This window comes from Polaribacter sp. IC073 (assembly GCF_007997075.1).
Classification (GTDB): domain Bacteria; phylum Bacteroidota; class Bacteroidia; order Flavobacteriales; family Flavobacteriaceae; genus Polaribacter.
In genome coordinates this window covers 424,045-438,303 of record NZ_VORS01000001.1, presented here as the reverse complement: position 1 = coordinate 438,303, position 14,259 = coordinate 424,045, and the positions used below count along the sequence as shown (strand labels likewise).

The following is a 14,259-nucleotide window of genomic DNA, read 5'->3' as shown; positions in this document are numbered from 1 at the left end:
TACGACTATTACAAGAATACGTACTAGTTGTAAAGTTTTAAATTAATAATAAAATGAACATAAATTTTTTAAAAGTAGTTTTAGTTTGTAGCATCCTTTTTTCTTGTACATCAGAAACAGAAGAAAGTTTAGATGGTGGCACAAACGGAAACACAAATTTTGTATCCAATAGGCAAGCCACAGGTTCATCTGCAAATGATTTACTTGCTGCAAATACCTTTAAAAAAATAATTGTTGAAATTGCATATATCGATGGTTTTGAACCTACAGAAAAAGCAAAAAACAATTTTAAAAAATTTATAGAAAATCGCACATTTAAACCAGAAGGAGTTGTCTTTATTGAAAATAAAATTCCAGCTACAGGAAAAACAGTGTATACTTTAGAGGAAATAATTGCTATAGAAAAAGAACAAAGAACACAGTACAACACAAACTCTACCATTGCAGTTTGGGTGTTATTTGTCAACGGAAAATCGTCTAAAGACACCAATCAAGGGGCTGTTTTAGGGACTGCCTATTGGAATACTTCTTTTGTAATTTACGAAGAAACAATTCACAATTTAAGTGATGGTACTTTCGAACCAGAAAGAAGTTTGTTAGAAAGCGCTGTAATTAATCACGAATTTGGTCATATTTTAGGATTAACAAATTTAGGAAGCGATTTACAAAGCGATCATGAAGACGCAGCCCATCCGAATCATTGTATTGTAGAAGACTGTTTAATGTATTGGGCGGCAGAAACCAGTCAAGGAATTGGTAGTATGCTTTCTGGAGGCAACGCACCTAATTTAGACGCGCAATGTTTGGCAGATTTAAAAGCAAATGGCGGAAGATAATTTGATAATTTAAATAATTAAAAAGATGAAAACAATATATATAGCAATCGCTTTAATAATTACTAGTGTAGTATCATTAAGCGCACAAGACAGAAAAAATAAAGCAACAGCAGGTATTAAAGGAGGATACAATCTTTCTTCTGTTAGTTTTGATGGAACTTCAGAAACTTCCAAATTACACGGATTTCATGTTGGTATTTATGGGGAATCTTACATTGGAAAATACCTTTCTATTCAACCAGAAATTTTATACTCGCAACAAGGATATAAAATTGTAGATGATAGTGGCACCTACACACAAAAGTTAGATTATATAAATATTCCATTAATGCTGAAGCTATATCCAGTAAAAAGTTTCTTCTTAGAAGCAGGACCACAAATAGGGTTTTCTATTGCACACAAAGAAACCTTCGATTCTGGTTTTATTTTATATGATACTTCGGAAGAATTTGAGCCTAATAATTTTGATTGGGGTGTAAATTTAGGAGCAGGTTTTAAAAGTGATGCTGGTGTAAGCTTAGGTGCAAGATATCATATTGGACAAAGTGATATTTATGATGAAGACAAACCCAAAAATAGAGTTTGGCAAATCTATCTAGGATTTGAATTTTAGATTTTATAAAGCAAAAAAGAGAAGTAATTTACTTCTCTTTTTTTGTTATTTTATATATCAAGTAACCAAAACCAACAACAAAGTGTAAAATTATTATTGCAGCTACTATGTATAAAGTGGTGTTAGAAGTATTCATACCACAAAACTATAAAGATATTTCTTCTTTTTGTGTGATATTTATCACATAAAAGTAGCAACCTCTTTTACACCGCTAATTTCTAAATTACCCAATTCTATTTCACCAATTCTTACCCGAATTAAACGTAAAGTTGGCAAACCCACGGCAGCAGTCATTTTTCGAACTTGTCGAAACTTTCCTTCTCTAATAATAATAGAAACCCAACTTGTTGGACCATGCCTTTCATCTCTAATTTTCATGCTTCTTAGTGGAAATTTAGGATCCTCTATCATAAAAGCTTTTCCAGGTTTTGTCATGTATTTTTTTCCGTTGAAACCTATTTCTACACCTGTTTGTAATTGCTCAATTTCTTTTTGGGAGATTACTCCATCAACTTGTACGTAATATTCTTTTTCGTATTTATTGCTTCTAATTTCTGCGGAAACTTTGCCATCTGTTGTTAATAAAAGCAATCCTTCCGAAGGCACATCTAGTCTTCCAATTGCCATTGTTCCTTCAGGAAAATCATGCAAATCACCTAACAATTTTTTCTTCCGCTTTGCAGGGTTTACAAATTGAGAAATCATTCCCCAAGGCTTGTGAATAATAAAGTGACGGTGTTTTTCTATCAAATTATAAAATTTTAATGGCTACAGAAAAAGTGTTTTTTCCTTCGGATAAAGTCATGTTTCCTTCAGAAAATTTTTGGTCTGTGTAAGAAGTATACTGCGTAATTGGCTCAATGCAAAGCATATTGTCAACCTCTGTCCATAACATAAAATTATGGAAGTTTTTTGTTGAAATTTCTACATCGTTCCTATCAATGTTTTTTAAGACTAATTTATCAGTATTTAAAATAGGAAACGCATTAGCGCCTGCGTTGTAGACGTCTTTTAGAGTAAATATTTCACCATTTGATTCTATACTTTCAGTACCAGAATTAGACAATAAAAAAGCAGGATGATACCCCAACATAAAAGGCATTCCTTTTTCTGATTCGATGATAAATTCAATTTTCAAAACATTATTTTCTATGGTAAAATGTTTTTCAAAAGTGAAATCGAAAGGCCAAAATAAATATTCTTCAGTAGATTTTTTAGGAAACTTACTATTTACTATCTGCGTATTTTTTTTATATTTTTTGATAAATTTTGCACTGTTTTCATCCGAAGAAATTAAAGCATATTCTAATTCTCTTAACAAACCATGTTGATCTAAAATTGCATCACCATTTTTGGTATGAACTCTAAAATTATTTTTAGAAGTTGGTCCTATTACAGGAAACATTTCATCATCAGAATTACGCCATCCTTTGTTTCCTTTTTGATGAATATACTCTAGATTATCTTTCTTTAAACTTAGTAATTCTCCTTTTCCAATAGTAACTTTACACGCTTTATTTTTTAATAATATTGATGAACTCATTAATCTTAAACTTTTTGTAAAAATAGTACAAATTTGAATGAGATTTTTTAGGAAACTAATTTTAGAATTTCGTAACTTGTGACACTTATTCAAAAACAAAAACAGCAAGATAAATGGCGACAGATAAAGAAAAAACAGCAAAATTAAAAGCGCTTCAACTTACTCTAGATAAGCTAGATAAGACGTATGGTAAAGGTGCTGTAATGAAATTAGGTGATGTAGTTACTGAAGATATAGATGCAATTTCTTCTGGTTCTTTAGGCTTAGATTTAGCTTTGGGCGTTGGTGGTTATCCAAGAGGAAGAGTTATTGAAATTTACGGGCCAGAATCTTCTGGTAAAACAACTTTAACATTACACGCAATTGCAGAAGCTCAAAAAGCGGGCGGAATTGCAGCCTTTATTGATGCAGAACACGCATTCGATAAATTTTACGCAGAAAATTTAGGCGTAGATATAGATAATTTAATTATTTCTCAACCAGATCATGGTGAGCAAGCATTAGAAATTGCAGAAAACTTAATTCGTTCTGGTGCAATAGATATTGTTGTAATTGATTCTGTTGCAGCTTTAACTCCAAAAGCAGAGATTGAAGGAGAAATGGGAGATTCTAAAATGGGGCTTCATGCACGTTTAATGTCTCAAGCATTACGTAAATTAACAGGTACCATTTCTAAAACAAAATGTACTGTTATTTTTATCAACCAATTAAGAGAAAAAATTGGGGTAATGTTTGGTAACCCAGAAACTACAACGGGTGGTAATGCATTAAAATTTTATGCTTCTGTGCGTTTAGATATTAGAAGAAGAACACAAATTAAAGACGGAGACAAAGTTATTGGAAACAGTACCAAAGTTAAAGTTGTTAAAAACAAAGTGGCACCTCCGTTTCAAATTGCAGAATTTGATATTATGTACGGACAAGGAATTTCTAAAGTTGGTGAGATTTTAGATATTGGTGTAGAATTAGGTATTGTTAAGAAAAGTGGTTCTTGGTTTAGTTACGGAGAAACAAAATTAGGTCAAGGGAGAGATGCTGTTAAGGGGTTAATTAAAGACAATCCTGAATTAGCAGAAGAACTTGAAGGTAAAATAAAGATTGCTATTGAAAATCAAGATTAAGTTTTAAAAGTTCCAACTATTATTATAAACTGCTGTAGAAGTAATCAATCTGCAGCAGTTTTTTTATTCTTAAATTATGATTAAAGTAACAGAAAATATACAATTAAAAGAAATTTTGATTACAGATTCAGCAACGTTATTTAAGTTGATGAAAGAAATTTACCCACTTGCATACAGTCATTTTTGGACGGATAAAGGAAGCTGGTATCTAAACTCTCAATATTCTAAAGAGCATATTTTAAAAGAATTATCTGAACAAAAAGCAAACTATTATTTTATTCTTTTTAAAGATGAAATTGTTGGTAATTTTAGATTTGTTTGGGATGAAAATTTAGCAGGTCTATCCGAAGAAAAACAAGTAAAATTGCACCGTATTTATTTACATCCAAAAACACAAGGAAACGGAACAGGAAAAAAACTACTCTCTTGGTTATCAAATAAAGCCATTAAAAAAGGCTATAAAATTATTTGGTTAGACGCAATGGATGCGCAACCACAAGCTTTTCAATTTTATAAAAAGTTGGGTTACCATTATTATTCTCACATTTTTTTACCCTTTAATTTATTGCATGAAGAGGTTCGAAAAATGAGTCAGTTATATAAAAAACTCTAAATTATTCTTTAGATAATATTTTTACCAACCAAAGAATTAGATATGCGCCAAGACCAAAACCGGCTAATAAAACTAACAACACAAATAATATTCTAATATTTTTTGCTGAAAACTGTGTTTTTGTACTCAACCATTCACATACTCCTAAAATCATATTTTTGTTTTTTTTAGATTCTCGCCTTCGCGGGAAAGACCATTATAAAGAAATCCAAAAACAATTGTTTTTGGAAACATTTTTGTATTTAAACACCCGTGCTTCCAAAACCACCTGCACCACGTTCTGTTTCACTTAAAACGGTTACTTCTTGCCAGTGTACACGCTCATGTTTTGCAATTATTAATTGCGCAATTCTTTCGCCATCATTTATAACATATTCTTGGTTAGAAAGATTTACTAAAATTACACCAATTTCTCCTCTGTAATCTGCATCTACTGTTCCTGGAGCATTTAATACAGTAATTCCTTTTTTAGCAGCTAAACCACTTCTTGGTCTTACTTGTGCTTCAAAACCTATCGGTAAGGCAATAAATAAACCTGTTTTTACAATAGCTCTTTCTAAAGGTTTTAATGTAATTGCTACATCAATATTTGCTCGTAAATCCATTCCTGCAGCACCTTCAGTTTCATAGTTTGGTGTGGCGTGTTTCGATTTATTAATTATTTGTACGTTCATTGTTTAAGTTGAATAAAAATGTTATTGTTTCTAAAAATTCTGCTTTCCAGAAAGACTCGGTGTGTTTTCCTTCTGCTACAATTTTTGTTTGAATATTTTCTTTGGGAAAACCCTTTTCTACTAATAGTTTTGCCATGTTTTCTGTATCAGGAACCATGGTATCTCCTTCTTTTCCTCCTACTAGGAAATACAGTTTTGTATTTTTCTGATTGCCTTTTTCACTTGCAAAATCTTGCACTTTCTCTGAAAACCAAAAAGAAGTAGAAAGTGCACCAATTTTACCAAAAACTTCTGGATATTTTAAGCCACCATAAAAAGAAATTAAACCTCCCATAGAACTTCCTATAATTCCAGTAAATTCAGCCGTTGGTTTTGTACGATACTTCTTATCTATTATTGGTTTTAATTCTTCAACAATCATTTTTAAATAATTATCTCCGTTTCCTCCTCCGTATTTTTCATGAATCCAAGGCGAATATTCATCCATTCGTTCTTTCGTATTATTAATTCCAACAACTATAAATCCTTTTTTTGTTTTTTGATAAAGAGTATTTAACGTTTCATCAATTTCCCATTCTCCAACAAAAGAAGTTTTATTGTCAAATAAATTTTGAGCATCATGCATATAAATAACAGCATATTTTTCTTTAGAAGAATAGTAGTTTGGTGGTAAATATAACCAAATTGCTCTTAAAACCTTTTCTCCTTTAAGGTTTGTTACAGAAAGAGGAGCCTCTAAAAAAGATACATTTGCTGCTTTTGTAGATTTTATTTCTTTAGTTTTAGACTCTAATTGCTCTTTATTTTCTAATTTTTCTTTACAGGAAAGGATCAAAAAAAGAAATGATAAAAAGAGTAATAAATAGGTTTTCATAAAAAGAAATTGAATTCAAACAAAGATAATAAATCATAGAAGCATTCTGTATAAGTTAATAGTTTTCTTACTTTTGATTTATAAATAGAAAAATAATGAACGAACAACCAAAAATAGCGGTTTTAGGTGGCGGAAGTTGGGCAACAGCTATTGTAAAGATGTTAACAGAAAATCTTGAAACCGTTGGCTGGTATATGAGAAGTAAAACTTCTATAGATCATATAAAGAAAAATAATCACAATCCTAAATACCTTAGATCTGCAGATGTGTATGCAAGTCAATTAGACTTATCTAGCGATATTAATAAAATAGTTGCAAATTATGATGTACTTATTTTTGCCATTCCTTCTGCTTTTTTAATGAGTGAATTAGAAAAACTAATAAAATCACTAGACGGTAAAATTATATTTTCTGCAATTAAAGGAATTGTGCCAGAAACAGGTTTAATTGTTGGCGAGCACTTTCATAAAGAATATAATATTCCACTTGATAATATTGGGGTAATAACAGGACCTTGTCATGCAGAAGAGGTTGCAATGGAAAGGTTGTCTTATTTAACAATTGCTTGTCAGAATCAAGATAATGCAAAATTAATGAGCAAGTCTTTAAAAAGCTGGTATATAAAAACAAAAATTTCAGACGATATTATTGGTACTGAATATGCGGCTATGTTAAAAAATATATATGCCGTTGCAGCTGGTATTGCCCATGGATTAGGATATGGAGACAATTTTCAGTCTGTTTTAATGAGCAACGCTATTCGTGAGATGAAACGTTTTATTAAGAAAGTGCACAAGATGAAAAGGAACATTAACGATTCTGCTTATTTAGGCGATTTATTGGTTACAGGTTATTCTGTTTTTAGTAGAAACAGACAGTTTGGTAATATGGTTGGTAAAGGATATACTGTAAAATCGGCTCAAATGGAAATGAGCATGGTTGCAGAAGGATATTATGCGACCAAAAGTGCTTTTAAAATGAAGGAAGAAAACGGCGCAAAAACCCCCATTATTGATGCTGTTTTTAATGTCTTATATGCGAATAAAGATGCTAAAAAAGAATTCAAAAAGTTGACGAATAAATTGGATTAATTGTTTAATTTTGAACATTATTATGTTTTATTAAACAATTAACATGAAAACAATACAAGAAGTTGTAGAAAGTACAATTAGAAAAACACCATTCATTGAAGAAGCTTTGCACGAAAAGTTAATAAACGTTTCTTCTTTGGCAAGAATTATTTTACCAGAAGTTTCAACTGCTTTAAAGAAAGATGTTAAGGTTGGTGCAGTAATGATGGCAATTAACAGATTGTCTCCTGCAAGTGAGTTGCGTATTCGAAAAAATATTAAAAAACTTGCTTTAGATTTAGGTGATGTAATTGTACGTTCAGATTTGTGCGATTTTACGTTTAAAAACACCACTTCATTATTAAAGGAAATTGCAAAAATTTTAATGAAATCGTCTGAAAGTTCAGATTATTTTTTAACAGTTTCTCAGGGTATTTTCGAAACCAATATTGTTACTAGTAAGAATTTACAACCTTTTGTAAATGAAATTTTCGAAAAAGAAGCCTTAATCTCTAATGTATTAGAATTGGCTTCTATTACCATAAAACTTCCAAAGGAAAATATAGAGCAATCTGGTATTTATTACTTTATTTTAAAACAATTGGCTTGGGCAGATATTCCTTTACAAGAAATTATTTCTACTACAAATGAAATGACAATTGTTGTAAAAGATAAAGACATCAATCAAACTTTTGCTATTTTAATGGACATGAAATTGAGCTAATAAATGAGGAAACAAGATCCTTATGCAGCCTTAAGAATTAAAGAATTCAATATTTTTTTATTCGTTAGATTTCTACTAGTTTTTGGTTGGTCTATGCAATTTATTGTCATCGAATGGCAAGTATATTCAATTACAAAAGACCCACTTTCTTTAGGTATTATTGGTTTAATGGAAATTATTCCGGCATTTTCTATGGCGTTATTTGCGGGGCATATTGTAGATCAAAGAGAAAAAAGAAACTTGTTAGCCTTTTGTACAGCAGCTTTTTCGTTGATTAGTTTAGGCTTATTTTTATTAACCACAGAAAGTGTCATTGCAAGTTGGTCTACAAATTCAGTTTTATATTCCATTTACGCCTTGGTGTTTTTTGGTGGATTTTTACGTGCATTCTTCGGACCAACAATTTTCTCTTTAGTAGCCTTATTGGTTCCAAAAAAAATATATCATAATGCAGCAACTTGGAGCACAAGTACCTGGAAAACAGCTTCTGTTTCTGGAGCACTTGGTGCAGGTTTTTTAATTAGTGGTATTGGTGTAGACAAAACGTTATGTCTGGTTTTTATCTTGGTGATATTATCCTTACTATTCACTTTTTTAATTAAAAAGAAACCAATTTTAAATACAAAAATTGGCGAACCAATGAAAGAAAGCTTAAAAGCAGGAATTAATTTTGTTTTTAAAAATAAAGCAATTTTAGGAGTTTTAACATTAGATATGATTGCTGTTTTATTTGGTGGAACGGTCGCAATTTTATCAGTTTTTGCACAAGATGTTTTAAAAGTTGGACCAGAAGGTTTTGGTATTTTAAACGCTTCTATTTCTATGGGAAGTATTCTAACCATGTTTTTAACAACCTACATTCCTATCAATAAAAATACCGGTAAAAAAATGCTTATTTCTGTTTTTGTCTTCGGATTAAGTATCATCGCATTCGGACTTTCATCTATCTTTTGGGTAAGTATTTTGGCTTTGTTTGTAAGTGGTGCAGCAGACGGAATTTCTATGGTTATTAGACAAACTATTCTACAACTAAAAACACCAGATGACATGCGAGGTAGAGTTTCTTCTGTAAATTCTATGTTTGTAGGTTCTTCTAATGAATTGGGTGCTTTTGAAAGTGGTTTAGCAGCCAAAATAATTGGGCCTGTTGCTGCCGTAGTTTTTGGAGGAACAATGACCATAATAACAACAGTAACAATGGGTGTTGTAAACCCAACTTTACGCGATTTAGACTTAACAAAAGAAATAGAGGAAAACGAAAAAGAAGATTAAAAAAAACCTTTAAACCTTAAAGGATTTTTTTAATCTTCTTTTCTTATTGATCAACTCAGAATAAATTACTTCGGAATTTTTCTAAAATTCCCTAAACTCATTGTCCAATCATAGTTGTTAAATTCTAAATTTTTAGGTTTTTCTGGTGTAATTTTATATTCTTTTAAGATTTCTCTTGCGCCACACAAACCTCCAAAATCTGCTCTAAACCAAGAAAATAAAGAAACAGACGTTGCTGTTTTTGTTTCTTTATTATAGGTGGTTTGTTCTTTTAAATATTCTGTTGTCATAAAGTTAAACGCTGTATCTAACGCTTCTGGTGTAAATTTTGCAACCGGCGGACAACTTTTTGCGCCACAATTTAATGCAAAATGAATTCTCCAATCAATATCTTTTACACGTAATTTACGCTCCCACTTTGGTCTAAAATATTTCCTTAAATATCCCCAACTTAATTTTATTCTAGATCTTCTTAAAATATCATGCTCAATAGCATCAAAAGATAAAGTTTCTCCTGCTATTTTTACACGCTCTTTCTTAAAATAAGCACCTCTATCTTCATATTCTTTAGGGTTTTCTGCTAATGAAATCTGTATAAATGAATTGTAAACATTTACCCAAAAAGCAATTTTTTGTTTGTCGGTTTTAAGTTGACTTACCAAAGCTTTTAAAGTACTTTCTTCTAATATTTTTACTTCTTTTTTATAGGATTTTCCATCCATAATGTTTTGTAATAAAACTTCAGAAACTTCATTATAATTTACACTATCTTGTGCACTAATACTAAAAGCTGATACTAAAAAAAGTAGTATAAGAAACTGTTTCATATAAATTTACGTAAGTTTAAATATGTTATTAAGTATTATTATTCCGGTATATAATGAAAAAGAAAACCTTCTAAAGAGGTTGTCGTTTTTATGTGAACAAGCTAACAAATTTCCTTTAGAAATTATTATTTCTAACTCACCAGAAACATCAGATGAAAGCCCAGAAGTTTGTAAAAACTTTTCTAAAGTTACTTATTTTACAAGTGATAAAAAAGGAAGAGCAGCACAAATGAATTTTGGCGCTAAAAAAGCACAAGGAAATGTATTGCTTTTTTTACATGCAGATGTAACATTGCCTAATGATTTTTACACACAGATTATAGAAGCAGTGGCATCCGGAAATAAAGCGGGCTTTTTTGCGTATAAATTTGATAAAGATTCTGCTTTTTTAAACTTCAATAGTAAATTTACAACCAAAGACGGTTTATTTTCTGGAGGTGGAGATCAATGTCAGTTTTTTACTAAAGAAACTTTTAAAACGTTAAAAGGATTTAATGAAAACTTCTGCATTATGGAAGATTTTGAAATGATAGACAGAGTTCGGAAACAGCAAATTCCGTTCGTAATTATTCAGTCTAAAGCAATTGTAAGCGCTAGAAAATATGAACGTAACTCTTGGTTGAAAGTAAATTTAATTAATGGTTATGTGTTCTTAAAATACAAATTAGGAGTTTCTCCAGAAAAGCTTCGTAGAACATACAGAACTTTGTTGCGCGAAAGTATCTAAAAAAAACCGTTTTTTGAATTTCAAAAAACGGTTGATAATATTATTTAAATAAAAAAATTATTTTATTAATTTAAGAACAGTTATAGATTTAACCTTCTTTTTTTCTCCGGTTAAATCACCTTCTTCATCCATTAATTCAATTTCTTTTTCTACCCAAGTAAGCGTAAATTTTTTATTAAGATTATCGTCATCATATAAACTAATTTCTATGTCTTCATGAACGTCATAAAATAAAACTTCTTTTTTATCGATCGTTATAAATTTAAAGTAATCATCCTCTGTTACTTCAATAAAAGTTGCTGTTAACGTATTTTCTTTTTGTACTTTTTTAGAAGTAAAAGAAAGAGATGCAGAAATAAATAGCACGAATGCTACGCTGTATAATGTTTTCATAATTTTTAATTTTAAGGTTTATTTTTAATACATATAGTAGCGGTTCTTTTTCTTTAAAAGAAACTGCTTTTTGTTGATGTAAAACGAACTATATCTTCATAGGCCTTAAGATTAGAAATCTGTATATCAAATATAAGTTATTTTTTAATTGAATGTTATAACAGCAGTTAATTTTTCCTCTAACGCTTGTTGCTGGTTTTTAGCCGTTTTTTCATCCCAAGAAAAATATTTTTTAAATTCAGTAAGAACAAACTCTTTATGTAGATGCACGCTTTGTGTGTCAAAAAATAAACGGCCTGTTCTGCGCATAAAAAAATCTGTTGGTGTACAAGTCATTTCGTTTTCTATAGAAAACCAAACTTCTGCTTTTATCATTTTTTCAGCCTGATTTTCACCCATTAAATCATCAAACTTTTGCAAAATAATATCGGTTTGTTTTCCGTAATTATAAATTAAATATTCGGCATATTTTCTATCAAAATCTACTTCATTTATTCTATTATGAATGGCATCAATATAACTATTAACTTCACTAGAATCTGCAAACTCACCACCAGAAAGTATAATTTCTTTGGTTTTAATTTCTTCAAATTCGGTATCGAATCTACGTTTGTATTTTTTGGCAACTAAATCTACAATTCGTTCTGCCATTTTACGATACCCTGTTAATTTTCCACCAGCAATAGAAATCAATTCAGTATCAGAAACAAAAATCTCATCTTTTCTAGACAATTCGGAAGCAGATTTACCTTCTTCATGAATTAAAGGACGCAAACCTGCCCAAGAAGATTGCACATCTTCTAGAGAAATATGAATGTTAGGAAACATGTTATTCACAGCAGAAATTAAATACATAGCATCTACCAAGCTTGTATCTACATTGTCTTTATCTTCTTGATAATTGGTGTCTGTGGTTCCGAAATACGTTACTTTTCCTCGCGGAATTGCAAACATCATTCGTCCGTCTGGGACATCAAAATAAACAGATTGTTTTACAGGTAATTTTTCATGCGGCACAACTAAGTGAACTCCTTTTGTTAAGTGCAATCTTTTACCTGTTTTAGAGTGGTTCGTTTGACGTAAATTATCTACCCAAGGGCCAGTTGCATTCACAACATACTTGGCTTTTATGTTAAAATATTTGTTGGTAAACGTGTCTTTTACAGTTGCACCAACCACCCTATTATCTTCATAAATAAATTCGGTTGCTTCTGTATAATTTATAATTTTCGCATCGTAATTTAAAGCTGTTTTTAAAACTTCTAGGGTTAAACGCGCATCATCTGTTCTGTATTCTGCATAATAACCAGCGCCGTTTAAAATACTTTCTGGCAACAACGGTTCTTTTTCTAAAGCTTCCTCTTTATCTAGCATTCTTCTTTTATCTTCACCTTCTACGGAAGCTAAAATATCATAGACTTTTAGGCCAATAGAGGTTAGCCAAGAACCATATGTTCCGCCATCAATTAAAGGTAAAATCATCTTTTCTGGAATCACTAAATGTGGCGCTAATTTGTGCACAATTGCACGTTCTGTTCCTACTTCTTTTACCAACCAAAAATCGAATTGTTTTAAATAACGCAAACCACCATGAATTAGTTTTGTAGATTTACTAGAAGTACCAGAAGCAAAATCATTTTTTTCAATTAAGGCTACTTTCATTCCTCTAGAAGCTGCGTCTAAAGCAATTCCTGCGCCTGTAATTCCGCCACCAATAATTAGTACATCAAATTCTGATGCCTGTAGTTCTGTGGTAATTTTTTCTCTGTTGAAGTAAGAAAAGTTGCTCATATAAAAAGTTGAATTTATAAATAGGTACCTGTTACAAATGATATCTTTTAGCAAAGTACAAAAAAGCAAAACATTCGATTTGTATTTTTAGAATATTTTTGTGTAAAATTGTTATTTTTTTAATACTATTTTTACTACATTTTATTTACATTTATAAAAAAAACCAAAATGGCAATATCAGATTTATATACAAGCGGACAACACAAACAAGAAATTGGTCATTTTGCCAATATTGTAAAAATTGCAAAAGCAGACGGAGAAATTTCAGAGATTGAAAAAGAATTGTTAATTAGAGCTGGAAAAAACTTAAATATCACTTTAGAAGAATCGATTCTTATTTTAACAAGTCCAGAAAAATATCCAACAAATCCACCAGTAAGTTATGACGATAGAATAGAGCGTTTATATCGTTTAACAAGAATGATTATGGCAGACGGAGAAGCAAAGTTGGTAGAAGTTAAAATGATGCAGAAAATTGCCGTTGGTTTACATTTTTCTGTTGATAATGCAGAAAAAGTGTGCGATGAAGCTATTTATTTAGTTAAAAATAACAACGATTTAGCAGATTTTACTGCAGCAATTAGAAAAGTAGATCGCGCTTAACTGTTCTTCTTTTTATTTTAAAATATGTGTAGGCAAACCATCGATACTTGTTTGGTTTTTGTCTTCCCAGTAGTGCTCAATTCCTTTTTTCCTTGCTCTGCGGCCCAATCATTTAATTGATTTCGTTCACTTTTAAATTCGAAAAAAGGAATTGACATTCCGCAAGAAGTTTGAGCAGATTCTAAGTGAATATCAAATATTTGACGTGTGCCTGGAGTTTCTGGAAACAATGCAATTAATTCATTCCAAGTAATATCTCCTTTTTTAATTTCTTTCCCCTTACCGTATAATCTCAGAATGTTTGGTGCACCATCAAACGCACAAAACATAAGAGTAATACAGTAGTTTTCTATTAAATGTGCCGCTGTTTCATTGCCGCTTCCGGTAACGTTTAACCATAAAACTCGGTTTTCATTCATCACTCTAAAAGAATCCATTCCTTTAGGCGATAAGTTTATGCGTCCTGAATTGGGAGCAGTTGCAACAAAGAATATTTTCTGTGCCTCTATAAATTTTTGAAGTCGTGAGGTAATTTTGGTGTAAAATTTAGGCAGGTTAAAATTCGTATAAGATTGCGA

18 protein-coding genes are annotated in these 14,259 nt (G+C 30.9%); 9 read left to right on the top strand and 9 right to left on the bottom strand.

The features are described 5' to 3' along the window. Positions 1–53: 53 nt before the first annotated feature. Positions 54–836 carry a membrane metalloprotease gene (locus tag ES045_RS01960; RefSeq protein ID WP_147111538.1) on the top strand — a complete coding sequence of 261 codons (783 nt, stop codon included), beginning with the start codon at positions 54–56 and terminating at the stop codon, positions 834–836. Positions 837–861: 25 nt separating this feature from the next. Beyond that, a complete protein-coding gene (locus ES045_RS01955; protein ID WP_147111535.1) occupies positions 862–1,449 on the top strand; it encodes a porin family protein in 588 nt (195 codons plus the stop codon). Positions 1,450–1,629: 180 nt separating this feature from the next. Here the strand turns inward: ES045_RS01955 and ES045_RS01950 are convergent, their stop codons facing one another. Both ES045_RS01950 and ES045_RS01945 read right to left on the bottom strand, forming a co-directional pair. Further along, a complete protein-coding gene (locus tag ES045_RS01950; protein ID WP_223267163.1) occupies positions 1,630–2,196 on the bottom strand; it encodes a pseudouridine synthase in 567 nt (188 codons plus the stop codon). A 4-nt stretch (positions 2,197–2,200) separates the two neighbouring features. Continuing rightward, positions 2,201–2,992, bottom strand: a complete 792-nt coding sequence (locus ES045_RS01945; protein WP_147111532.1) for an aldose 1-epimerase — start codon at positions 2,990–2,992, stop codon at positions 2,201–2,203. A gap of 113 nt (positions 2,993–3,105) precedes the next feature. Here ES045_RS01945 and recA point away from each other — a divergent pair, with 113 nt between their 5' ends. Together recA and ES045_RS01935 are read left to right on the top strand one after the other, a co-directional pair. Then, the gene (recA, locus tag ES045_RS01940; RefSeq protein WP_147111529.1) at positions 3,106–4,113 is read left to right on the top strand and encodes a recombinase RecA; all 1,008 of its coding nucleotides are present in this window, start codon (positions 3,106–3,108) and stop codon (positions 4,111–4,113) included. Between the two features lie 76 nt (positions 4,114–4,189). Then, positions 4,190–4,726, top strand: coding sequence for a GNAT family N-acetyltransferase (locus ES045_RS01935; RefSeq protein WP_147111526.1), 537 nt, complete (start codon positions 4,190–4,192; stop codon positions 4,724–4,726). A gap of 1 nt (position 4,727) precedes the next feature. Here the strand turns inward: ES045_RS01935 and ES045_RS01930 are convergent, their stop codons facing one another. The 3 genes from ES045_RS01930 to ES045_RS01920 all read right to left on the bottom strand — a co-directional run bounded on the left by ES045_RS01930 (position 4,728) and on the right by ES045_RS01920 (position 6,274). Continuing rightward, complete coding sequence (locus ES045_RS01930; RefSeq protein ID WP_147111524.1) at positions 4,728–4,880, bottom strand: PspC domain-containing protein; 153 nt, start codon at positions 4,878–4,880, stop codon at positions 4,728–4,730. Positions 4,881–4,968: 88 nt separating this feature from the next. After that, complete coding sequence (gene dut / locus ES045_RS01925; protein WP_147111521.1) at positions 4,969–5,400, bottom strand: dUTP diphosphatase; 432 nt, start codon at positions 5,398–5,400, stop codon at positions 4,969–4,971. Beyond that, positions 5,381–6,274 carry an alpha/beta hydrolase gene (locus tag ES045_RS01920; protein ID WP_147111517.1) on the bottom strand — a complete coding sequence of 298 codons (894 nt, stop codon included), beginning with the start codon at positions 6,272–6,274 and terminating at the stop codon, positions 5,381–5,383. The genes dut and ES045_RS01920 overlap by 20 nt, the downstream gene beginning before the upstream one ends. 95 nt (positions 6,275–6,369) lie before the next feature. On the opposite strand from ES045_RS01920, the gene ES045_RS01915 reads away from it, so the two are divergent. The 3 genes from ES045_RS01915 to ES045_RS01905 are packed head-to-tail and all read left to right on the top strand — an operon-like array spanning position 6,370 to position 9,340. Next, entirely contained in the window at positions 6,370–7,365 is a 996-nt protein-coding gene (locus ES045_RS01915; protein WP_147111513.1) for an NAD(P)H-dependent glycerol-3-phosphate dehydrogenase, read from the top strand. Between the two features lie 43 nt (positions 7,366–7,408). After that, positions 7,409–8,068, top strand: a complete 660-nt coding sequence (locus ES045_RS01910; protein ID WP_147111511.1) for a hypothetical protein — start codon at positions 7,409–7,411, stop codon at positions 8,066–8,068. Positions 8,069–8,071: 3 nt separating this feature from the next. Beyond that, the gene (locus ES045_RS01905) at positions 8,072–9,340 is read left to right on the top strand and encodes an MFS transporter (protein ID WP_147111508.1); all 1,269 of its coding nucleotides are present in this window, start codon (positions 8,072–8,074) and stop codon (positions 9,338–9,340) included. A 65-nt stretch (positions 9,341–9,405) separates the two neighbouring features. Here the strand turns inward: ES045_RS01905 and ES045_RS01900 are convergent, their stop codons facing one another. Beyond that, positions 9,406–10,167 (bottom strand): DUF547 domain-containing protein, encoded by a 762-nt coding sequence (locus tag ES045_RS01900; RefSeq protein WP_147111505.1) that lies wholly within the window; start codon positions 10,165–10,167, stop codon positions 9,406–9,408. A gap of 22 nt (positions 10,168–10,189) precedes the next feature. Here ES045_RS01900 and ES045_RS01895 point away from each other — a divergent pair, with 22 nt between their 5' ends. Further along, entirely contained in the window at positions 10,190–10,894 is a 705-nt protein-coding gene (locus ES045_RS01895) for a TIGR04283 family arsenosugar biosynthesis glycosyltransferase (RefSeq protein ID WP_147111502.1), read from the top strand. A gap of 57 nt (positions 10,895–10,951) precedes the next feature. Here ES045_RS01895 and ES045_RS01890 read toward each other — a convergent pair whose 3' ends face one another. Continuing rightward, positions 10,952–11,287, bottom strand: a complete 336-nt coding sequence (locus ES045_RS01890) for a hypothetical protein (protein ID WP_147111498.1) — start codon at positions 11,285–11,287, stop codon at positions 10,952–10,954. Between the two features lie 144 nt (positions 11,288–11,431). Next, positions 11,432–13,078: a glycerol-3-phosphate dehydrogenase/oxidase gene (locus ES045_RS01885; protein WP_147111496.1), complete on the bottom strand. Its 1,647-nt coding sequence runs from the start codon at positions 13,076–13,078 to the stop codon at positions 11,432–11,434. 168 nt (positions 13,079–13,246) lie between these two features. On the opposite strand from ES045_RS01885, the gene ES045_RS01880 reads away from it, so the two are divergent. After that, positions 13,247–13,681 (top strand): TerB family tellurite resistance protein, encoded by a 435-nt coding sequence (locus ES045_RS01880; RefSeq protein WP_147111493.1) that lies wholly within the window; start codon positions 13,247–13,249, stop codon positions 13,679–13,681. 17 nt (positions 13,682–13,698) lie between these two features. Here the strand turns inward: ES045_RS01880 and ES045_RS01875 are convergent, their stop codons facing one another. Next, positions 13,699–14,175 carry a pyridoxamine 5'-phosphate oxidase family protein gene (locus tag ES045_RS01875; RefSeq protein ID WP_262712855.1) on the bottom strand — a complete coding sequence of 159 codons (477 nt, stop codon included), beginning with the start codon at positions 14,173–14,175 and terminating at the stop codon, positions 13,699–13,701. Positions 14,176–14,259 lie beyond the last annotated feature (84 nt).